General features: G+C 62.6%; 21 protein-coding genes. 15 read left to right on the top strand and 6 right to left on the bottom strand.

Annotated elements, in window-relative coordinates:
* From PAF17_RS10625 to PAF17_RS10665, 9 genes are all read left to right on the top strand, one after another.
* Positions 1-275: hypothetical protein (locus PAF17_RS10625; protein WP_271889079.1), on the top strand; the 275-nt coding region annotated here is incomplete at its 5' end.
* 60 nt (positions 276-335) lie between these two features.
* Positions 336-1514 (top strand): efflux RND transporter periplasmic adaptor subunit, encoded by a 1179-nt coding sequence (locus PAF17_RS10630; protein WP_271889080.1) that lies wholly within the window; start codon positions 336-338, stop codon positions 1512-1514.
* A 43-nt stretch (positions 1515-1557) separates the two neighbouring features.
* The gene (locus PAF17_RS10635; protein WP_271889081.1) at positions 1558-4692 is read left to right on the top strand and encodes an efflux RND transporter permease subunit; all 3135 of its coding nucleotides are present in this window, start codon (positions 1558-1560) and stop codon (positions 4690-4692) included.
* A gap of 68 nt (positions 4693-4760) precedes the next feature.
* A complete protein-coding gene (locus PAF17_RS10640; protein ID WP_271889082.1) occupies positions 4761-5648 on the top strand; it encodes a LysR family transcriptional regulator in 888 nt (295 codons plus the stop codon).
* Positions 5649-5734: 86 nt separating this feature from the next.
* Positions 5735-6211 carry a formate dehydrogenase subunit gamma gene (locus PAF17_RS10645; protein ID WP_271889083.1) on the top strand — a complete coding sequence of 159 codons (477 nt, stop codon included), beginning with the start codon at positions 5735-5737 and terminating at the stop codon, positions 6209-6211.
* Positions 6208-7725, top strand: a complete 1518-nt coding sequence (locus tag PAF17_RS10650) for a formate dehydrogenase beta subunit (protein WP_271889084.1) — start codon at positions 6208-6210, stop codon at positions 7723-7725. Before PAF17_RS10645 ends, PAF17_RS10650 begins: the two co-directional genes overlap by 4 nt.
* Positions 7722-10655, top strand: a complete 2934-nt coding sequence (gene fdhF / locus PAF17_RS10655) for a formate dehydrogenase subunit alpha (protein ID WP_271889085.1) — start codon at positions 7722-7724, stop codon at positions 10653-10655. Before PAF17_RS10650 ends, fdhF begins: the two co-directional genes overlap by 4 nt.
* Positions 10606-11484: a formate dehydrogenase accessory sulfurtransferase FdhD gene (fdhD, locus tag PAF17_RS10660; RefSeq protein WP_271889086.1), complete on the top strand. Its 879-nt coding sequence runs from the start codon at positions 10606-10608 to the stop codon at positions 11482-11484. The genes fdhF and fdhD overlap by 50 nt, the downstream gene beginning before the upstream one ends.
* Positions 11474-11674 (top strand): formate dehydrogenase subunit delta, encoded by a 201-nt coding sequence (locus tag PAF17_RS10665; RefSeq protein WP_271889087.1) that lies wholly within the window; start codon positions 11474-11476, stop codon positions 11672-11674. Before fdhD ends, PAF17_RS10665 begins: the two co-directional genes overlap by 11 nt.
* A gap of 6 nt (positions 11675-11680) precedes the next feature.
* On the opposite strand, the gene modC is transcribed toward PAF17_RS10665, so the two are convergent.
* From modC to modA, 3 genes are read right to left on the bottom strand one after another with little or no spacing between them, the layout of a single operon-like run.
* Positions 11681-12787 (bottom strand): molybdenum ABC transporter ATP-binding protein, encoded by a 1107-nt coding sequence (modC, locus tag PAF17_RS10670; RefSeq protein WP_271889203.1) that lies wholly within the window; start codon positions 12785-12787, stop codon positions 11681-11683.
* Positions 12784-13485, bottom strand: a complete 702-nt coding sequence (gene modB / locus PAF17_RS10675) for a molybdate ABC transporter permease subunit (RefSeq protein WP_271889088.1) — start codon at positions 13483-13485, stop codon at positions 12784-12786. Before modB ends, modC begins: the two co-directional genes overlap by 4 nt.
* Positions 13482-14243 (bottom strand): molybdate ABC transporter substrate-binding protein, encoded by a 762-nt coding sequence (gene modA / locus PAF17_RS10680; protein ID WP_271889089.1) that lies wholly within the window; start codon positions 14241-14243, stop codon positions 13482-13484. The genes modB and modA overlap by 4 nt, the downstream gene beginning before the upstream one ends.
* Before the next feature lie 281 nt (positions 14244-14524).
* Here modA and rpsA point away from each other — a divergent pair, with 281 nt between their 5' ends.
* The 6 genes from rpsA (at position 14525) to trpB (ending at position 19586) form a co-directional block, all read left to right on the top strand.
* On the top strand, positions 14525-16204 hold the full coding sequence (gene rpsA / locus PAF17_RS10685) for a 30S ribosomal protein S1 (protein WP_271889090.1): 1680 nt from the start codon (positions 14525-14527) through the stop codon (positions 16202-16204).
* A gap of 225 nt (positions 16205-16429) precedes the next feature.
* Positions 16430-16714 (top strand): integration host factor subunit beta, encoded by a 285-nt coding sequence (ihfB, locus tag PAF17_RS10690; protein WP_271889091.1) that lies wholly within the window; start codon positions 16430-16432, stop codon positions 16712-16714.
* A 68-nt stretch (positions 16715-16782) separates the two neighbouring features.
* Positions 16783-17187 (top strand): LapA family protein, encoded by a 405-nt coding sequence (locus tag PAF17_RS10695; protein WP_271889092.1) that lies wholly within the window; start codon positions 16783-16785, stop codon positions 17185-17187.
* A gap of 9 nt (positions 17188-17196) precedes the next feature.
* Positions 17197-17829: a phosphoribosylanthranilate isomerase gene (locus tag PAF17_RS10700; protein ID WP_271889093.1), complete on the top strand. Its 633-nt coding sequence runs from the start codon at positions 17197-17199 to the stop codon at positions 17827-17829.
* A gap of 3 nt (positions 17830-17832) precedes the next feature.
* Positions 17833-18342 carry a GNAT family N-acetyltransferase gene (locus PAF17_RS10705; protein WP_271889094.1) on the top strand — a complete coding sequence of 170 codons (510 nt, stop codon included), beginning with the start codon at positions 17833-17835 and terminating at the stop codon, positions 18340-18342.
* Positions 18343-18359: 17 nt separating this feature from the next.
* Complete coding sequence (trpB, locus tag PAF17_RS10710) at positions 18360-19586, top strand: tryptophan synthase subunit beta (protein ID WP_271889095.1); 1227 nt, start codon at positions 18360-18362, stop codon at positions 19584-19586.
* 39 nt (positions 19587-19625) lie between these two features.
* On the opposite strand, the gene PAF17_RS10715 is transcribed toward trpB, so the two are convergent.
* The 3 genes from PAF17_RS10715 to pth are packed head-to-tail and all read right to left on the bottom strand — an operon-like array spanning position 19626 to position 21823.
* On the bottom strand, positions 19626-20024 hold the full coding sequence (locus PAF17_RS10715; RefSeq protein WP_271889096.1) for a DUF2237 family protein: 399 nt from the start codon (positions 20022-20024) through the stop codon (positions 19626-19628).
* Between the two features lie 27 nt (positions 20025-20051).
* Positions 20052-21104, bottom strand: coding sequence for a DUF2332 domain-containing protein (locus tag PAF17_RS10720; protein WP_271889097.1), 1053 nt, complete (start codon positions 21102-21104; stop codon positions 20052-20054).
* Positions 21101-21823 (bottom strand): aminoacyl-tRNA hydrolase, encoded by a 723-nt coding sequence (pth, locus tag PAF17_RS10725; protein ID WP_271889098.1) that lies wholly within the window; start codon positions 21821-21823, stop codon positions 21101-21103. Before pth ends, PAF17_RS10720 begins: the two co-directional genes overlap by 4 nt.
* Positions 21824-21827 lie beyond the last annotated feature (4 nt).

The following is a 21827-nucleotide window of genomic DNA, read 5'->3' on the forward strand; positions in this document are numbered from 1 at the left end:
AAATGGATGTTGCCCAGATCATCGAAGAAAACTTCACTGACATCCAACGACTAGCCGATGCCGAACGGCCCCAGCCCAACAACTTCGAATCCTGGCTCATGCGCAGGCTGGCCGACAAACTCTGCTGCCCGAAGCAGCGCCCGGTCGCTTGCGGGGGAGGGCAAACCCGATTGGCGGTCGATGTGCCTTGCGCACTGTGCAACTCAGCTATTCTTCAAACGCAGCCGAGGTTGAAATTTTGCCCTCGGGACTGTATCTGCCCGATCACGCGCTGATGAGCGGCGCAGATCGCATGACGAATATCTGAACCTTCCTCTTCAGGCGGACCTGACTGCATGAAAACGCTGATCCGAACCTTCGCACTGGCCGGAGCGGCCGCAGCATTGGCCCTTGTTTCGCCTGTGTCGGCACAGGCCCCCGAAGGCGAAGCGCTGCCGACGGCCGTGACGGTGGTCACGCTGCAGGCGCAGGATGTTACTTTGACCTCCAGTTTGCCCGGACGGGTCGTATCGGCCGCCGAGGCCGAAGTGCGGCCACAGGTCGGCGGCCTGATCATTGAACGGCTGTTCGACGAGGGCAGCGAGGTGTCCGAAGGGGACCCGCTCTATCGGATTGATGCGCGCAGCTATGAAGCGGCGTTAGCACAGGCCGAAGCGTCGCTGGCACAGGCCAAGGCGCAGGCCGATGAAGCACGCCGCGAAGCCGAACGTGTCGCCGAATTGCGCGAACGTCGCGTTGCAAGTGAACAGACCGAAGACAGCGCCATTGCTGCCCGCGATGCCGCCGAGGCATCGGTGAAGGCGGCCGAAGCGCAGTTGCAGGCCGCCCGGATCGATCTGGATCGCACCACGGTGACCGCGCCCATTGACGGGGTGATCGGGCTGGCGCTGGTCAGTCAGGGGGCGCTGGTGACGGCGGGGCAGGCGACGCCGCTGGCGGTGATCCGCGGCATTGATCCGGTGCGGGTCGATGTGACGCAATCGGCCGCCGAGATCATCCGCTGGCAGCGCAAGGGCGCCGAGGCCGCGCTGGCGCCGGGCGCCGACCGCACGGTCAAGCTGCGCCTTGCGGATGGATCGTTCTATGAAAATACCGGGTCGCTGACCGCAGCTGAACCGCATGTCGACGAAACGACCGGGGTCGTGACCCTGCGAATGCAGTTTGACAACCCCGACAACTTGCTGCTTCCGGGCATGTATGTGTTGGCCGACATTCCCCAGGCGGTTCTCAACGATGCGATTTTGGCCCCGCAAGAAGGCGTGACACGGGATCGCCGCGGCCGGCCTGTTGCCATGGTGGTCAACGCGGAAAATGTCGTCGAAGAACGCCAGCTCGAGATTTTGCAGGACCTCGATAGCCGCTGGGTCGTCAGCAGCGGCCTGGAGGACGGCGACCGTATCGTGGTTGCCGGATTGCAGAAAATCGGTGTCGGGATGACCGTCGCCCCCGAAGAACGGCAGCCGGCCGATCAAGACCAGGCTTCGGCGGCATCAACCGAAACCGCCGCAGACTGAATTTCCGGGCTGGGCGCCCCCAACTGATCAGAACGAGATCCTCATGGCACGTTTCTTCATCGACCGTCCGGTTTTTGCCTGGGTGATCTCGATCATCATCATGGGCATCGGGGTCCTTTCGATCCTGACCCTTCCGGTCGCGCAATATCCCCAGATTGCGCCGCCTTCGGTGTCGGTCAGCGCGACCTATCCCGGTGCGTCGGCCGATACGATCACCAACACCGTCACCCAGGTCATCGAACAGCAGATGACGGGGCTGGACGGGCTGCGCTATATGTCGTCCAGCGCGACGTCATCGGGCACTTCGTCGACAACGCTGACCTTCGAAACCGGCACCGATGTCGATATTGCGCAGGTCCAGGTCCAGAACAAGCTGTCACAGGCCACGCCATTGCTGCCCGAGGCCGTGCAGCGACAAGGTGTGACGGTCGAGAAATCATCGGCGGGTTTTCTGGTCGTGATCGGTCTGATCGGCGATGAAAACTATGACCAGACCGACCTGTCGGACTATATGGTCACCAATCTTGTCGACGATCTCAGCCGGGTCGAAGGCGTTGGCAGCGTGCAGGTATTCGGGTCGAAATATGCCATGCGCATCTGGCTGGACCCATCCAAGCTGGCATCCTATGAAATCGCACCCTCGGATGTCGTCGCGGCGGTGTCGGCACAGAACACCCAGATTTCCGCCGGAGCCTTCGGCAGCCGCCCGACCCTGGAAGGCCAGCAGCTGAATGCGACCGTGACCGCGCAATCGCTGTTGTCGACGCCCGAGGATTTTCGTCAGATCGTTCTGCGCGCCGAGGAAAACGGCGGTCTGGTGCTGTTGCAGGACGTCGCGCGCGTCGAGGTCGGGTCCGAAAGCTATGCGGCCGAAGCCACCTATAACGGGCGTCCTGCCGCCGGTATGGCAATCAGCCTGGCACCGGGCGCGAATGCGCTGGACACGTCAGAACGCGTCAAGGAACGCATGAACGAATTCGCCGAGTTTTTCCCCGAAGGCGTCGATTACGTCATACCGTTTGACACGACGCCCTTCGTCGAGATCTCGATCGAAGAGGTGATACATACATTGGTCGAGGCCATCATTCTGGTCTTCATCGTGATGTATGTCTTTTTGCAAAGCTGGCGTGCGACGCTGATCCCGACGCTGGCGGTGCCGATTGTTCTGTTGGGAACCTTCGGGATCATGGCTGCGCTTGGGTTCTCGATCAACACGCTGACGATGCTTGCCATGGTTCTGGCGATCGGCCTGTTGGTCGATGACGCCATTGTCGTTGTCGAAAACGTCGAACGCCTGATGGAAGAAGAGGGCCTGTCACCCCGTGATGCGACCCGCAAATCGATGGGCCAGATTACCGGCGCCCTTGTCGGGATCGCGCTGGTCCTGTCGGCGGTGTTTGTGCCGATGGCGTTTTTCGGGGGGTCTACGGGGGTCATTTACCAGCAATTCGCGATCACCATCGTTTCCGCGATGGGGCTTTCGGTGGTTGTGGCCATGACCCTGACCCCTGCGCTTTGCGCGTCGATGTTGCGGCCGGCCCATGGTGAAAAGCGCGGCTTTTTCGGGCTGTTCAACCGCGGGTTCGACCGCACGACGCGCAGCTATACGGGCACGGTGGGCTGGATGGTGCGGCGTCCGTTCCGGATGCTGCTGATCTATGCGGGTCTTGGTGCGGTGATGGCGCTGCTGTTCGTGCGGACCCCCGAAGGCTTCTTGCCCGACGAGGATCAGGGTATCATGTTCGTGCTGGTCAATGCGCCCACCGGGGCGACCAGCGAACGGACCAATGACGTGCTGGATCAGGTGCGCGACTATATGCTGGAACAGGAAGGCGAGATCGTTGAATCCGTGTTCGCCGTGTCTGGTTTCAGCTTTGTCGGGCAGGGGCAGAATGTGGGCATGGCCTTTGTCAGACTGACCGATTGGGACGAGCGCACCAACCCCGCGCAAGGGGTGCAGGCACTGGCCGGGCGCGCCTTCGGGGCATTCAGCCAGATCCGTGATGCGCTGGTCTTCCCGATCGTGCCCCCATCGGTGATCGAGCTTGGCAATGTTTCGGGCTTTGATTTCTATTTGCAGGCGCGTGCCGGCCAGAGCCACGAACAATTGCTGGAGGCCCGCAACCAGTTGCTGGGCATGGCCAGCCAAAGCCCGCTGATTGCCCAGGTTCGGCCCTCTGGTCTGGAGGACGCGGCGCAGTTCCAGTTGAATGTCGATTGGCGCAAGGCCGGGGCCATGGGCGTGACGGCGACCGATGTTGCCGATCTGCTGCAGATCGCCTGGACCGGATCCTATGTGAACGACTTTATCGATCGCGGCAGGATCAAACGTGTCTATGTGCAGGGCGAGGCATCGGCGCGGTCCGGTCCCAGTGATCTGGACAAGTGGCGCGTGCGCAACGCCAGCGGCGGATTGGTGCCGTTTTCGAACTTTGCCGAAGGTGAATGGACCTATGGGCCGCAGGGCCTGAACCGTTACAACGGCCTGCCTGCCATGCAGATTCAAGGCAGCCCCGCCCCCGGCGTCAGCTCGGGCGAGGCGATGGCCGAGATCGAACGGCTCGTTGCGCAGTTGCCCGGCGGTTTCTATCCGGCCTGGACCGGCCTTTCCCTCGAGGAACGCGAATCCGGCGACCAGACGACTTTGCTTTATGCGTTGTCATTGATGGCGGTGTTCCTGTGTCTTGCGGCATTGTATGAAAGCTGGTCGATCCCGTTTGCGGTCATCCTGGTCATGCCGATCGGCGTTCTGGGTGCCTTGACGGGGGCTTGGGTCGGCCAGTTCGACAATGGTGTGTTCTTCCAGGTCGGCTTGCTGACCGTGATCGGTCTGACCGGCAAGAACGCGATCCTCATTGTCGAATTCGCGCGCGAGCAATCCGAAGAAGGGGTGCCGCTCTACAAGGCGGTGGTCGAAGCCGCACGACAGCGTTTCCGCCCGATCATGATGACCTCTATTGCCTTCTCGCTGGGGGTGTTGCCCTTGGTTCTGTCGACGGGGGCGGGTGCGAATGGCCGAAACACCATTGGCGCAACCGTGCTGGGGGGAACCCTGGCGGCGACCGCGATGGGCATTCTGTTTGCACCTTTGTTCTATGTGCTGATGCGCCGGCTGTTGGGGCGTCAGGATGATCTGGAAGAGAATGCGCCGGCGCAAACGACCGGTCAGAACGTCTGACCGGCCCTTGACCTGACGGCTTCCACCGGTCTTGCTGGCAATGATGATGACGCCGGACGGAGGAAGCCGTGATCGACAAGCTGGAAATGTTCCTGGCCGTCGCCAAGGAAGGGCATTTCGGACGCGCGGCGCAATCGCTGGGAATTACCCAGCCCACGCTGTCGGCGGGCATCAAGCAACTGGAAGAACAACTGGGCGTGCTGCTGATCTTTCGCGGCTCGCGCTATGGTGGCCTGACGCCCGAGGGACAATCGGCGCTGATCTGGGCGCGGCGGATCGTCGGTGATACGCGGCAATTGCGCGACGAGATGCGGACCCGCCGCCACGGTCTGTCGGGTCGGTTGCGGATCGCGGTCATTCCCACCGCGCTGACATGGGCGGCCAAGATCAGCGCACGTTTCGGGCGCGCCCATCCCAATGTCGGCTTCACGATCCTGTCGCGCACCTCGGTCGAGATTTTGCAGATGATTGATGACCTGCAGATCGATGCCGGGATTTCCTATCTGGACAATGAACCTCTGGGCAAGGTTTCGACCGTGCCGCTTTATGATGAACGCTATATGCTGGTCTGCGAGGCGGGCAGCGATCTGGCCGCGCAGGGGCGGGCCAGTTGGGCCGATCTGGACGGGCACCGGCTGTGCCTGCTGACATCCGACATGCAGAACCGGCGGATCATCAACCGCAATCTGGCCGAGGCCGGAGTAACGCCGCAGGCGACGGTCGAAAGCAGTTCGACCGTGGTTCTGGTCTCGCATGTGCTGGAAGGGGGCTGGGTGACGATCCTGCCCGAGGACATCGCGGGCTTTCTGGCGCAGGGCAAGCCCGTGTCGCTGATCCCGCTGGATCAGCCCGAAACCACCCATGCCGTCGGTCTGGTGGCCCCCTGGCGCGAGCCGCACACCCCGGTCCTGGAGGCATTGCTGACCGAGGCGCGGCGCATGGTAGTTGATAGATAATCTCTATCGATCAACGGAATTGCATTATTGATTTCCAATCATTGAACGTGTCTGCTGGTAACCTGACGAATGTTGAAAGGCTAGCCATGCATCCCAATGCGCCAGCGCCGACCACCGAGGATATTCGCGCCATCGCCGCGCCGCTTGCCTCGCTGGAAGGACCACTTCTGCCGATGTTACATGCCGTGCAAGAGGCGTATGGCCATGTCCCCGAGGCGGCCGTCCCGGTCCTGTCGGATATTCTGAACCTTGGCCGGGCCGAGGTGCATGGCGTCATCAGCTTTTACCACGATTTCCGTAAGGCCCCGGCAGGAAAGCATATTCTGAAGATCTGCCGGGCCGAGGCCTGTCAGGCGATGGGCGGCAACGGGCTGGCGCAGGCGACGCTGGACAAGCTGGGCATCGACTGGCACGGCACCACGCCCAACGGCGCGGTCACGGTTGAGCCGGTCTATTGCCTTGGCATGTGCGCCTGTGCGCCCGCCGCGATGCTGGACGACAAGGTCGTCGCGCGGCTGGACGATGCGCGGATGGACCGGCTGCTGAAAGAGGCGGGCGCATGAAAATCTGGGTTCCCATGGACAGCGCCGCCAAGGCCGTCGGCGCCGATGAGGTCGCGCGCAGCATCGCCGAAACCGCCGCCTCACGCGGAATTGACGTCCAGATCATCCGCAATGGCAGTCGCGGCATGATCTGGCTGGAACCGCTGGTCGAGGTCGAAACCGATCAGGGCCGCGTGGGTTTCGGGCCGGTTTCGGTCGAGGATGTGCCCGCGCTGCTCGAGGGCACGCTGCCGGGGCTTGGCCCGGTCGAGCAGATCCCGTTCTTTGCCCGCCAGACCCGGCTGACCTTTGCCCGCTGCGGGGTGATCGACCCGTTGGATCTGGATGATTATCAGGCGCATGGCGGTCTGGCCGGTCTGCGCCGCGCCATCGCCATGCCGCGCGAGGATATCGTCACCGAAGTGACCGACAGCGGCCTGCGCGGTCGCGGCGGCGCGGGCTTTCCGACCGGCATCAAGTGGAAGACGGTGATGCAGGCCGAGGCCGATCAGAAATACATCGTCTGCAACGCCGATGAAGGCGACAGCGGCACCTTTGCCGACCGCATGATCATGGAGGGCGACCCTTTCACCCTGATCGAGGGCATGGCCATCGCCGGGATCGGCGTCGGCGCGACCAGGGGCTATGTCTATCTGCGCAGTGAATATCCCGATGCGATCAAGGTGATGAATGCAGCCGTCGCCATCGCCCGCGACAGGGGGGTGCTGGGGCCACGGGTTCTGGGCTCGGACCATGCGTTCGACATGGAGATCCGCATGGGCGCAGGCGCCTATGTCTGCGGCGAGGAAACCAGCCTGCTGAACAGTCTGGAAGGCAAGCGCGGCGTCGTGCGGGCCAAGCCGCCGCTGCCGGCGCTGGAAGGGTTTCTGGGCAAGCCCACGGTCGTCAACAATGTCATCTCGCTGGCGACGGTGCCGGTGATCTTTGAAAAGGGCGCGGCCCATTACGCCGATTTCGGGGTCAACCGTTCGCGCGGGACGGCGACCTTGCAGATCGCGGGCAATGTCAGACAGGGCGGCCTGTTCGAATGCGCCTTTGGCATCACCCTGGGCGAGGTCGTGAACGACATCGCAGGCGGCACGGCCAGCGGGCGTCCGGTCAAGGCCGTGCAGGTCGGCGGACCCCTGGGCGCCTATATGCCGATCCAGAAATTCGATACGCCGATGGGATACGAGGAATTCGACCAGAAGGGCGGGCTGATCGGCCATGCCGGGATGGTGGTCTTTGACGACAGCGCCGACATGCTGCAAATGGCGCGTTTCGCGATGGAGTTCTGCGCCGTCGAAAGCTGTGGCAAATGCACCCCCTGCCGGATCGGCGCGGTGCGCGGCGTCGAGACCATCGACCGTATCGCCGCGGGCGATGCCGCCGCCACCGAATTGCTGACCGACCTGTGCGAGACGATGAAGGACGGTTCGCTCTGCGCGCTTGGCGGGTTCACGCCCTTCCCGGTCATGTCCGCGTTGCAGGGCTTTCCAGACGACTTTGCGACCCAGAAGGAGGCCGCCGAATGAAAGATTTCATCATTCCGCAATTTCCGCCGGGCGATGATCGCGACATGGGCACGCCCGCAAAGACCGGGGCCCCGGTCACGCTGACCGTCGATGGGTTTCCGGTGACGGTCCCCGAGGGAACCTCGGTTATGCGGGCGGCGGCCGAGGCCGGGATTATGGTCCCGAAACTGTGCGCCAGCGACAATCTTGAGGCGTTCGGCTCCTGCCGTCTGTGCGTGGTCGAAATCGAAGGCCGTCGCGGCACGCCCGCCAGCTGCACCACGCCGGTCCAAGAAGGCATGGTCGTCCACACCCAGACCAGCAAGATCAAGCGCCTGCGCAAGGGCGTGATGGAGCTGTATATCAGCGATCACCCGCTGGATTGCCTGACCTGCGCGGCCAATGGCGATTGCGAATTGCAGGATGCGGCGGGGCAGGTGGGGCTGCGCGATGTGCGCTATACCCCCGGCGACAACCATTTCGACCCGTCGGGGACCGGCGCGCGCAGCCAGTCCGAGGCGCGTCTGCGGATGCCCGTCGATCACGCCAATCCGCGCTATGTCCCCAAGGATGAAAGCAATCCCTATTTCACCTTCGATCCGTCCAAATGCATCGTCTGCTCGCGCTGCGTGCGGGCCTGCGAAGAGGTGCAGGGCACCTTTGCGCTGACCATCGAGGGACGCGGTTTCGACAGTAAGGTCAGCGCGGGCACAGCCGCCGATGACTTCCTGACCTCGGATTGCGTCAGCTGCGGGGCCTGCGTGCAGGCCTGCCCGACGGCGACCCTGCAGGAAAAATCGGTGATCGAACTGGGAACGCCGGAACGGTCCGTCATCACCACCTGCGCCTATTGCGGGGTCGGCTGTTCCTTCAAGGCCGAACTGAATGGCGATCAGCTGGTGCGCATGGTGCCTTACAAGCATGGCAAGGCGAACCGGGGGCATAGCTGCGTCAAGGGTCGCTTTGCCTATGGCTATGCCAATCACAAGGACCGCATCCTGAAGCCGATGATCCGCGAAAACATCGAGGATCCCTGGCGCGAGGTGGAATGGGACGAGGCGCTGAAATTCGCCGCCGACCGGATGAAGGGCCTGCAGGACAAGCATGGCCGCCGCTCGATCGGGGTGATCACATCAAGCCGCTGCACCAATGAGGAAACCTATCTGGTGCAGAAACTGGCGCGCGGCGTCTTTCTGAACAACAACACCGATACCTGCGCGCGGGTCTGCCATTCGCCCACCGGTTACGGGCTGGGCAAGACCTTCGGCACCTCGGCGGGGACGCAGGATTTCGACAGTGTCGAAAAGACCGACGTTGTTGTCATCATCGGCGCGAACCCGACCGACGGGCACCCGGTCTTTGCCAGCCGCCTGAAAAAACGCCTGCGTCAGGGTGCCAAGCTGATCGTCGTCGATCCGCGCCGCACCGATATCGTGCGCAGCGCCCATGTCGAGGCGGCCCATCACCTGCCGCTGCGTCCGGGCACCAATGTCGCCGTCGTCACCGCCATGGCCCATGTCATCGTGACCGAGGGCCTGATGGACGAGGGCTATATTCGCGAACGCTGTGACTGGGACGAGTTTCAGCATTACGCGGAATTCGTCAGCCAGGACCGCCACAGCCCCGAGGCGGTCGAGGCGCTGACGCAGGTGCCGGCCAAGGACCTGCGCGAGGCCGCGCGGCTTTACGCGACCGGGGGCAATGGCGCGATCTATTACGGGCTGGGCGTGACCGAACACAGCCAGGGCTCGACCACGGTGATGGGCATCGCGAACCTGGCCATGCTGACCGGCAATGTCGGGCGCGAGGGCGTGGGCGTGAACCCGCTGCGCGGCCAGAACAACGTGCAGGGGTCCTGCGACATGGGGTCGTTCCCGCATGAACTGCCGGGCTATCGCCATGTGAAGCTGCCCGATGTGCGCGCGATCTTTGAAAAGGCCTGGGGCGTGGAAATCGACCCGGAACCGGGTCTGCGCATCCCCAACATGCTGGACGCCGCCGTCGAAGGCACGTTCAAGGGCCTGTATTGCCAGGGCGAGGATATCCTGCAATCGGACCCCGACACCCATCATGTCGCCGCCGGTCTGAAGGCGATGGAATGCGTCATCGTCCATGACCTGTTCCTGAACGAGACCGCGAATTACGCCCATGTCTTTCTGCCCGGATCGTCCTTCCTGGAAAAGGAAGGCACCTTCACCAATGCCGAACGCCGCATCAACCGCGTGCGCAAGGTGATGGCCCCGCTGAACGGCTATGAGGATTGGGAGGTGACGCAGCTTCTGGCCAATGCGATGGGCGCAAGCTGGCACTATACCCATGCCAGCCAGATCATGGATGAAATCGCTGCGACCACGCCCAGCTTTTCCGGCGTCAGCTTTGACATGCTTGAGGAAAAGGGCAGCGTGCAGTGGCCCTGCAACGAGGATGCGCCCGACGGCACGCCGACCATGCATGTCGATCACTTCGTGTCCGGCAAGGGGCATTTCATCGTCACCGAATATCTGGCGACCGATGAACGCACCGGCCCGCGTTTCCCGCTGTTGCTGACGACCGGGCGGATCCTGTCGCAGTATAATGTGGGCGCGCAGACCCGCCGCACCGAGAACGTGATCTGGCACCCCGAGGACATCCTGGAAATCCACCCCCATGACGCCGAACAGCGCGGCGTGAACGAAGGGGACTGGGTGCGCCTTGCCAGCCGATCGGGTGAAACGACGCTGCGCGCGACCCTGACCGATCGCGTGGCACCGGGCGTGGTCTATACCACTTTCCACCACCCGGCGACGCAGGCGAACGTTGTCACCACGGATTTCTCGGACTGGGCGACGAATTGTCCGGAATACAAGGTGACGGCCGTGCAGATCAGCCCGTCGAACGGACCGACCGATTGGCAGGAAAGCTATGACGCGCAGGCCCAACAGTCTCGCCGTATCCTGCCGGCAGCCGAGTGACGCCATGGGATTGCCGGACCGTTCGGCCCCAGTGGTCGCCAGCCATATCCGGCACGGCAGCCGGCGCGACCTGCGCCGGGTTCTGCCCGAGGAGACGGCGGTGGCCCTGGTCTATGACGGCACAAGCCACGCGGTGATGATGGCCACCCCGGCCGATCTTGACGATTTCGCAGTCGGGTTCTCGCTGAGCGAGGGCGTCATAGACGACCCCTCCCAGATCGAGAGCCGGCAGGTGATGCCCCATAGGCAAGGGGTCGAGGTGCAGATGTGGCTGACACGGTCGCGGGGCGATGTTCTGGCGGCACGGCGGCGCAGTATGGCGGGGCCGGTCGGCTGCGGGCTATGCGGTATCGACAGTCTGGAACAGGCGATGCGGGACATGCCCGATCTGTCGCATGTCGGGCCGGTGTTCAGTGTCGATCAGGTCGCCTCGGCGACCGGGCAGCTGCAGGAATGGCAGCCCCTGCATGACAGCACCCGTGCGGTGCACGCCGCCGGGTTCCTGCATCCGGAAAAAGGTATCCTGCTTGCCCGGGAAGATGTCGGCCGCCACAACGCCCTGGACAAGCTGATCGGCGCGATGGCGCGGCAGGGGCTTGACCCGGCCGGAGGGGCGATTGTTCTGACCAGCCGCGTTTCGGTCGAGATGGTCCAGAAATGCGCCATGGCCGGTTGCGCCATGCTGATCGCGGTTTCGGGGCCGACGCTGACCGCCCTTCGTGTCGCCGACCGATCCGGTATCACGGTCGCCGCCTTTGCACGAGGCGAGGGCTTTGATCTGTTCACACATTCCAGACGCCTGAATTCAGAGGTTCCCGATGTCGCCTGACAAGATGGTCCATATGGCCAATCAGATCGCCAGTTTCTTCACGACCCAACCCGGCGATCCATCGGGCAAGATCGCGGATCATCTGCGCGATTACTGGGAACCGCGGATGCGCGCGCAACTGATCGAATATATTCAGGCGGGCGGGAAGGGGCTCAGCCCTGCGGTCGAGGATGCGGCGAAGCAGTTATAGCCGGTCTCAGCGGGGCGGCGTCGGGCAAAGGCTGGCGGCGCCGATGTTTCCCGGTGCGACGGATACCGCTTTCAGAACGGCATGAACCGCCTTGCCCGGGCGCAGGTCAAGACGCTCGGCCGAGCGTCGGGTGATGCGCGACAACAGCGGATCGCCGCCCGCATCCAAGCGCACCAGAACACCATCCTCATCCAAGCGAAGATCGGTGATGGTCGCAGGCAGGACGTTCAGGGCGGATATGTCCGCCGGCCGCTGCAGCGCGATCATCACGTCCTGCGCCATGATCCTCAGACGCAAGGGTGTGCCGACGGGCCGATCCAGACAGGACAGCCACAAAGGTCCCGCCTTGCTGTCCACGCGCGCCAGACCGTCGGCTTCTTGCGCCGCCAGGGTGACGCTCAGGATCGCGCCGGTCTGGCGCGCGCCCAGATAGGGCGCCATGGCGGGGTCGGACAGCATAGAAGCGGCCTCGCCCGAGGCGATCACCCGGCCCTGATCGACCAACACGATAGTGGTGGCAAGGCGGGCGATTTCGGCAGCGGAATGGCTGACGTAAAGGATCGGCAGGCCCAGATCGTCGCGCAGGCGTTCCAGATAGGGCAGGATTTCGGTCTTGCGCGCCTCATCCAGTGCGGCCAGCGGTTCATCCAGCAGCAGCATGCGCGGGTTGGACAGGATCGCGCGGCCAAGCGCGACACGCTGGCGTTCCCCCCCCGAAAGTGCCGCAGGACGGCGCTGCATCAGATGGCTTATGCCCAGCATTCGGGTGATCTGGTCTGGCGGTGCCAATTGCGAGCGTCTGCTGAACCATCGTCCATAGAGCAGGTTCTGACTGACGGTCAGATGAGGGAAAAGCCGTGCGTCCTGAAAAACATAACCGATGGCACGTCGATGGGGGGGAAGGAAATGGCCGCCATCACTGTCTGACAGAACCGTGTCATCCAGCGCGATACGTCCATATTCAGGCCGCAACAGCCCTGCGACGGCTTGCACGATGGTGGTTTTGCCCGCGCCGGATCGACCGAACAGCGCAGTAACCCCATTGGGCGCGGCGAAGTCGGCATTGATCCGCGAATTTCCGATCCGGTGACGAAACGAAACCGATAGCATTATGCCCCCGAAACGCGACGGGCCAGCGCCTTGGCCAACCACTCGGAGATGAACACCGCGCTCAGGGCGATGGCAACCGCGATCAGGACCAGACGCCCGGCAGCGCCTTCGCCGCCCGGCACCTGCAGAAAGCTGTAGATGGCCGAGGGCAGCGTTTGCGTCTGTCCGGGAATGTTGGACACAAAGGTGATCGTCGCGCCAAATTCGCCCATGGCCTTGGCAAAGGCCAGAACCAGACCGGCCAGAATGCCGGGCAGGACCAGCGGCAGGGTTACGGTCAGAAACACCCAGATGCGGCTGGCGCCAAGGGTGGCGGCGGCCTGTTCCAGACCCGGGTCCACGGCCTCGATCGACAGGCGGATCGCGCGAACCATCAGCGGAAAGGCCATGATGGCCGCCGCCAGCGCCGCACCCGTCCAGCGAAAGGCAAAGACAATGCCGAACTGATCCAGAAACGCGCCGATTGTTCCGCGCCGCCCGAAGGTCAAAAGCAGCAGATAGCCGGTAACGACCGGCGGCAGCACCAGTGGCAGATGCACAAGCCCGTTCAGGACGGCATGGCCCGGAAATCGCCAGCGCGCCAAGGCATAGGCTGTCAGCAGGGCGACCGGCAGGCTGGCAATGGCAGCCACAGCCGCCACGCGCAGCGACAGGGCAACGGCCTGCCATTCATCCGGTGTCAGCCAATTGCCAGCGTTCATTTCAACACGTCAAATCCATGCTGTCGGAACTGTTGCGCCGCAGCTTCGTCGATCAGGGTGTCATACAGTTTGCGCGCATCGGGTTTATCCGAGATCAGTGCCATGGGATATGTGATCGGCGGATGGGTTTGCGCCGAGAACCGGCCGATGACCTGAACCTGAGGTTCCGCAGCGGCATCGGTGGCGTAAACGATGCCAAGGGGGGCCTCGCCACTGGAAACAAGCGCAAGGGCGGCGCGAACATTGTCAGCCTGCGCCACCGATCCGGCGACCCCGCCCCACAACCCCAGAGTTTCAAGCGCGGCTTTGCCATACTGGCCGGCCGGAACGGAATCGACCAGCGCCATGGCCAGCTTTTCGCCCTGTAACATGCCGGCCAGGTCGGTGTCGGTGGACAGTTCGACCGGCGTGGCATCTGGATCATGGGCAATCAGCACCAAGCTGTTGCCCAGCAGGTCGCGACGTTCCAGCAGGGCATCGGCGCGCTCGACCTCGTCCATCCAGCTCTCATTTGCTGAAATGAACAGATCCGCCGGCGCCCCTGCGATGACCTGTTTGGCCAGCTGTCCAGACCCGGCATAAGAGATGGCGACTGACACGCCGGTTTGGGCCGTGAATTCGGCCGTCACGGCGTCCATGGCATTTTTCAGCGAGGCCGCGGCAAAGACCACGACATCATCACCCGCCAGACTGGCCTGCGGGGCGGAAGCCAACAAGAAAATGGCGCAAGAGAGCGCGGCGGGGCAGGCAGGGGACATGTCGCGTCTTTCGATTCCGTTATGTCCGGTTGAACATAACACCTCGGATAGCACCCGGCGCAAGCCCCCAATGCCGCCCATAGCGCGAATTTTGCGTTGAGTTTTCCGCTTGCAATCCTTATATCGGCACTAGTCATATGGGCGACATGGTCAGAACAGGCCACTTTCCAACGGGTCGGGCAGCATGCCGCGACCCGTTGTCGTTGCCGAATTGACAGCAAACAGACCGGCGGAGCCAACCGTCAGGCCAGACAAACAGACGTAAAGGAAACTGATTATATATGTGCGCTAAAGCGACAATGGAGGAGTTCGAGGCCCTTCTGAACGAAAGCCTCGATATCGACACGCCCAACGAAGGCAGCGTTGTCAAAGGCAAGGTCATCGCCATCGAGGCAGGCCAGGCCATCATCGATGTCGGCTACAAGATGGAAGGCCGCGTCGATCTGAAAGAATTCGCAAATCCCGGTGAGGACGCCCAGCTGGCCGTCGGCGACGAAGTCGAGGTCTATCTGGACCGCGTCGAGAACGCCCGCGGCGAAGCCAGCATCTCGCGCGAGAAAGCCCGCCGCGAAGAAGCCTGGGATCGCCTGGAAAAAGCCTATGCAGACGAAGAGCGCGTCGAAGGCGCCATCTTCGGTCGCGTCAAAGGCGGCTTCACCGTCGATCTGGGCGGCGCTGTTGCGTTCCTGCCCGGTTCGCAGGTTGACGTGCGCCCCGTGCGCGATGCCGGCCCGCTGATGGGTCTGAAGCAGCCGTTCCAGATCCTGAAAATGGACCGCCGCCGCGGCAACATCGTTGTCTCGCGCCGCGCCATCCTGGAAGAAAGCCGCGCCGAACAGCGCGCCGAAGTCATCGCCAACCTGACCGAAGGTCAGACGGTCGACGGCGTGGTCAAGAACATCACCGAATACGGTGCGTTCGTTGATCTGGGCGGCGTTGACGGCCTGCTGCACGTCACCGACATGGCATGGCGCCGTGTGAACCACCCGTCCGAGATCCTGTCGATCGGTGAAACCGTCAAGGTTCAGGTCATCAAGATCAACAAGGACAGCCACCGCATCAGCCTCGGCATGAAGCAGCTGCAGGCCGATCCGTGGGATACCGTGACCGACAAGTTCCCGCTGGGTTCGGTGCATAACGGCCGCGTGACCAACATCACCGATTACGGTGCGTTCGTCGAGCTGGAAGCCGGTGTCGAAGGTCTGGTCCACGTTTCGGAAATGAGCTGGACCAAGAAGAACGTCCATCCGGGCAAGATCGTTTCGACCTCGCAGGAAGTCGACGTCATGGTTCTGGAAATCGACGAAGCCAAGCGCCGTGTGTCGCTGGGTCTGAAACAGACCATGCGCAACCCGTGGGAAGTCTTTGCCGAAACCCACCCGTCGGGCACCGTCATCGAAGGCGAAGTCAAGAACATCACCGAATTCGGTCTGTTCATCGGCCTCGAAGGCGATATCGACGGCATGGTTCACCTGTCGGACATCAGCTGGGATGCCCGTGGCGAAGATGCGATCCAGGACTTCCGCAAGGGCGACGTCGTCAAGGCTGTCGTTCAGGACGTGGATGTCGAGAAAGAGCGCATCTCGCTGTCGATCAAGTCGCTTGAAAACGAGCACATGGCCGAAGCCGTTGACGGCGTGAAGCGTGGCTCGATCGTGACCGTCGAAGTCACCGCCATCGAAGATGGTGGCGTCGAGGTGGAATATAACGGCGTCAAGTCGTTCATCCGCCGCAGCGATCTGGCCCGCGACCGTCAGGACCAGCGCCCCGAGCGCTTCCAGGTCGGCGACAAGGTCGATGCCCGCGTCACAAATATCGACACCAAGACCCGCCGTCTGGGCCTGTCGATCAAGGCACGCGAAATCGCCGAGGAAAAAGAAGCCATCGACCAGTATGGCAGCTCGGATTCGGGCGCGTCGCTGGGGGATATCCTTGGCGCGGCACTGAAGCGCGACAACTGATCGCCACGGCGATTCAGATGACCGGCCCGCCCCCAAACCCTTGGGGGCGGGCTTTTTTGTCTGTCAATTTCGCGGCTTGCAATGCGCAAGCGGCTTGCACAAACGCCGCAAAGCTGGCATCGCTAGGAAACCATAGCTTTGTTTCCTGCGTTGCCCGGCGGTCGGGGTGCAAAAAAGCCTTCCCGCCGTTCTTATCGCGTTGTCGCGTATTGTTGGGGGGATAGAATGATCCGTTCCGAGTTGATTCAGATGATCGCTGACGAAAACCCGCATCTTTTCAGGCGGGATGTCGAGCGGATCGTGAACACCGTCTTCGAGGAAATCATCGATGCAATGGCGCGCGGCGACCGGGTCGAATTGCGCGGCTTTGGCGCATTCTCGGTCAAGAAACGCGACGCCAGAACAGGGCGCAACCCGCGCACAGGTGATTCCGTCGAGGTCGAGGAAAAGCATGTCCCGTTCTTCAAAACGGGAAAATTGCTGCGCGATCGGTTGAACGGCGACGCCTGAACGGCGTAAACATGCCCGGCCAATGTCCGCGCAACCACGGCGCGGGCGGGAAGGTTCAAGGATAATCCATGCGCTTCATTCGACTTTTGTTTCTCGCCCTTCTGGCCATCCTTCTGGTCGCAGTGGCGCTTGCCAACCGAGACGTCGTGACACTGTCCGCCTTCCCGGCGAATTTCGGTCAGTATCTCGGTGGCGACTGGTCGATCAGCCTGCCGCTCTTTCTGGTTATCTTTGTCGCCTTTGCCTTGGGTATGCTGGCGGGCCTTGTCTGGGAATATCTGCGCGAAGCCCATATCCGGCGTGAAGCGCGCCAGCGCAGTGCGCAGATTGCACGGCTTGAAGGCGAGGTCGGGCATCTGCGCGATCGTCACGCCGCGCCGCGCGATGAGGTGGTGGCAATCCTCGACACACCCAGGGCGCCAAAGGCCGGAACAACGCCAGCCGCCGGCAGCACGCTGCCCGCTCCGCGCTAAGGATACCTCGTGGCACAGGTCAAGATCTGCGGTCTGCGACAGGCCGAACATGTCGCAGCGGCGGTCGATGCGGGCGCACGCTATCTGGGTTTTGTCTTCTTCCCCAAATCTCCGCGCGCGGTTACTCCGCATCAGGCGCGCGAATTGGGCCAGGCGGTGCCGGCAGGTGTCGCGCAGGTCGGGCTGTTCGTGAACCCTGATGACGATTTTCTGCACAGCACGCTCGACACCGCACCGCTCGATCTGATCCAGCTTCACGGCAGTGAAAGCCCGCAGCGCGTTGCCGAGGTCAAGGCCAGGACCGGCCTGCCCGTCATGAAGGCAATCGGCCTGTCGGGGGCCGATGATCTCGCGGCTCTCACGGATTACGGACTGGTCGCCGACATGCTTCTGGTGGATGCCAAGGCGCCGAAGGATGCATCGCTTCCGGGCGGGAACGGATTGACCTTCGATTGGCGACTTCTGGTCGGCCGGAAATGGCTGCGGCCCTGGCTGCTGGCCGGGGGCCTGACCCCTGACAATGTGGCCGAGGCCATTCGCCTGACCGGCGCGCGTGGGGTGGATGTCAGCTCGGGCGTCGAAACTGCGCCGGGCGTCAAGGACAGCCGGTTGATCCGGGACTTCATCGCCGCGGCGAAATGACCGATGCACCCATCGGATCCAGATAAACCATCCGGACCGACGCCGGATTTTCGCCATGCCCGACGCCACGAGGTTCCGGCGATTGTCGCGCTCTTGGCGGATGACATCCTCGGCAGGGATCGGGAAGCTGCGGCGATCCAGCACTATCTTGACGCCTTCGACCGTATACAGGCCGAGGGCGCGAACCATCTGATCGTTGCCGTCATCGCCGATGACATTCTCGGCTGCTACCAGCTGACATTCATCTCGGGGCTTTCGCTCTCGGCCACACGCAGGGCGCAAATCGAAGGCGTGCGCGTCGCTCCCGACTGGCGTGGTCGCGGTCTGGGTCACGCCATGCTTCAGGATGCCGAAAGCCGCGCTTGCGCCGCAGGATGCAGCTTGCTTCAGTTCACGACGAACAAGGCCCGGCACGACGCGCATCGTTTCTACGAGCGGATGGGCTTCACGCCCAGCCATATCGGTTATAAGAAAGCCATCCGGGCTTCTTTTTCGCCCAAATACCCCTCCTAACCGGGAAAGCATATTCCATGGCCGATGATCTGGTGAACAGCTTCAAGAACGGACCTGATGAACAGGGCCGGTTCGGCATCTATGGCGGACGCTTCGTCAGCGAAACCCTGATGCCACTCATCCTCGATCTCGAGGCCGAATATGAACGCGCCAAGACCGATGACTCGTTCTGGGCTGAAATGGACGATCTCTGGAAACATTACGTCGGCCGCCCCAGTCCGATGTATTTCGCCGAACGCCTGACCGAGCATCTGGGCGGCGCGAAGATCTACCTCAAGCGCGACGAGCTCAATCACACCGGCGCCCACAAGATCAACAACGTGCTTGGACAGATCCTTCTGGCGCGGCGGATGGGCAAGACGAGAATTATTGCCGAAACCGGTGCGGGTCAGCACGGGGTTGCCACCGCGACCGTCTGCGCGCGATTTGGTTTGAAATGCGTGGTCTATATGGGCGCTCATGATGTCGAGCGTCAGGCCCCGAACGTGTTCCGGATGCGCCTGTTGGGCGCCGAGGTGGTGCCGGTCACATCGGGTCGCGGCACGTTGAAAGATGCCATGAACGATGCGCTGCGCGATTGGGTCACCAATGTTCGCGACACTTTCTATTGCATCGGGACGGTGGCCGGACCCCATCCTTATCCGGCGATGGTCCGTGATTTTCAATCGATCATCGGCAAAGAGGCGCGGGAACAGATTCTGGAACGTGAAGGCCGCCTGCCCGACAGCATCATCGCCGCGATCGGCGGTGGCTCGAACGCGATGGGGTTGTTCTTTCCTTTCCTTGATGACGAATCTGTAAAGATCATCGGCGTCGAGGCGGGGGGCAAGGGCGTCAACGACCAGATGGAACATTGCGCCAGCCTGTCTGGCGGCCGCGCTGGCGTCTTGCATGGCAACCGCACCTATCTGCTCCAGGATGACGATGGTCAGATCCTCGAGGGGCATTCGATCAGCGCCGGGCTGGACTATCCGGGGATCGGGCCTGAACATGCCTGGCTGAACGATATCGGCCGTGCGGAATATGTCAGCATCACCGACAAGGAGGCGCTCGAGGCGTTCCAGCTATGCTGCGCCACCGAGGGCATCATTCCCGCGCTGGAACCATGCCATGCGCTGGCGCATGTCATGAAAATCGCGCCGGACCTGCCCTCGGACCATCTGATCGTCATGAATATGTGCGGGCGCGGCGACAAGGATATCTTCACGGTCGCCAAACATCTGGGTTTTGACATGCAAGCCTGATCGGCTGAGCAGGGGCCGGCATAGCGTGATGCCGGCCCTTTATCCGGTTTCGTCCTGATCCTGCGTGCCGGGCGGCGTATGGGCATGTGCCTTCAGCAGTTCCAGCGGCACCACTGACAGGGCGCTGATATGTGTTGCTTCCAGAATGACCTTCGGGGCCGCATATTCCTGCGCCGCCTGCAAAAAGCGCGCCGCGCAGAGACACCAGCGATCTCCGGGTTTCAGGCCGGGAAAGTTGAACTCGGGGCGGGGTTGGCTCAGATCATTCCCCAGATAGGCGGACATGGCCAGAAATTCGGCGGTGGTAATCACGCAGACGGTATGGCTGCCCCTGTCTTCGGGACCAGTGTCGCAACAGCCATTGCGATAGAACCCCGTCAGCGGATCCCTGGAGCATGGCTCCAGTGTTTTTCCCAGGACGTTCAGTGAAGGTTCCATGCTTCGCCTCATGCCTTTCCAAGCAGGCTAGCCCCGAGCGGCGATCAGGCCAAGCCCTTTGCGCGGCTCTGGTTGCCATTGCACCCATCTGCCATGGAAATCTGCGCGTCCCAATTGCCATTCGCGCAGTTTGCCATCCCACAGGCGCAACGTAACTCCGGCCCCTTCGCCAAGCCCATCCTGTTCCATCCCAAGATGCGCCAGCACGGTCGCATGATCGGTTTGGGCAGCGGCATGTTGCAATGCGGCTTCGCAAGAGGCGAGGGTGTCAGGCGGGAAATATTGTGCCGCGACGGTATGAAAGACCAGGGTTGTCGCGCCATGCGCCGGATGGGCCAGGCGTTCGTGCAGCCATGCCCCGGCATCCCCGGCGGTAACGCGCGTGGGGAATTGTGCGGCAAGATCCAGCGCTGCAGTCAGGCGGGCCAGTCGCTGATCCTGATCGGCCCAGCAATATGCCATCAGGCGCAACCTGTCCTTGACAGGATCGATGGGCCGCAGGTCCACACCTTCGGATTTTGCGACCCTGAAGGATGCGCTCGGCATGATGCCATGCCAGTCAGGGCATAGGCGCAACGCCCGGTTCGGGGAATCGTCATGCAGGCCGTAATGCGCAAAATTCAGGTTCAGCCCGGCCGATGCGCCCAGTTCCAGCGTATGCAGTGGCAAGTCGATCTTGCCGGCCAGAAATCGCGCCGCGGCGATGATCACCGCCGAACGGCCAACCTCGTTTGTCTGTGGCGCAGTTCCCAGCCAGTCCAGAATGAAATCCGCATGGGTCATCAGCGCGTTCGACAGGACGGTGCCATCAATCTTTCCGGTCTTGTACATGTGACCAAGGTTCTTGTCTGTTCCCGACAGCACAAGGGCATGCAGCGCACCGGCAAGGCGCAGGGGCAGCGAATCGGCCTGGGTGGCGGGATTTCCGGGCCAACCGATCACCCGCTCGGCCACGGCTCCGCGCTGTTCCGGCAGGGTATCGGCCAAATGCGTGCATAGCGCCGCCGTCAAGGGTGAGCCAAGTCTGGCGCAGGCGCTGGCCTGATCCCGGAATGCACGAATGACCTCTGCCGCGCTCATTTGAAGCGATCGGTCAGGGCGCGCAAGCGGTCGGCGAAGGAGGCCGGCTCGGACGGGGGCGCATTCCGGGCTGGCGATTTGGCCGCTGCGTCTTTCGTGGGTTTCGGTTCAGCAGGCAGCCGCCTGTTGTCACGGCCTTGGCCGCTGCGCGGCGGGGCAACGCGTGCGGCGACCGCATTCTGAAAGCGACCGGTATCGCCCGCGGCCAGATGCGTGGCGCCATCCGAAATGCCGCGCAGCAGATCATCCAGCCAATCTTGTTCGGATTTGGCGAAATCGGCCAGCACATAGGCCGCGACACGATCCTTGTGCCCGGGATGCCCGATTCCCAGGCGAATACGTCCGTAATCCGCGCCGATATGCTGGTGGATGGACCGCAGGCCGTTATGGCCGGCATGGCCGCCCCCCATTTTGAAACGGCATTTCCCCGGGGCCAGATCCAGTTCGTCATGCAAGACGATCACATCTTCGGGCGACAGCTTCAGATAGCGCATCGCCTCGCCCACAGATTGCCCCGACAGGTTCATGAAGGTCTGCGGTTTCAGCAGGGCCGTGCGTTCGCTGCCCAGGCGACCTTCGATCAACTGGCCCTGGAATCGCGATTTCCATGGCCCCAATCCGGCATCTTCGGCAATGCGGTCAAGGGCCATGAAACCGATATTGTGCCGGTTGCCGGCGTATTTAGCCCCCGGATTTCCCAGCCCGACAATCAGTTTCATTTCC

It is taken from the genome of Paracoccus onchidii, from assembly GCF_028294535.1.
Lineage (GTDB): Bacteria > Pseudomonadota > Alphaproteobacteria > Rhodobacterales > Rhodobacteraceae > Paracoccus > Paracoccus onchidii.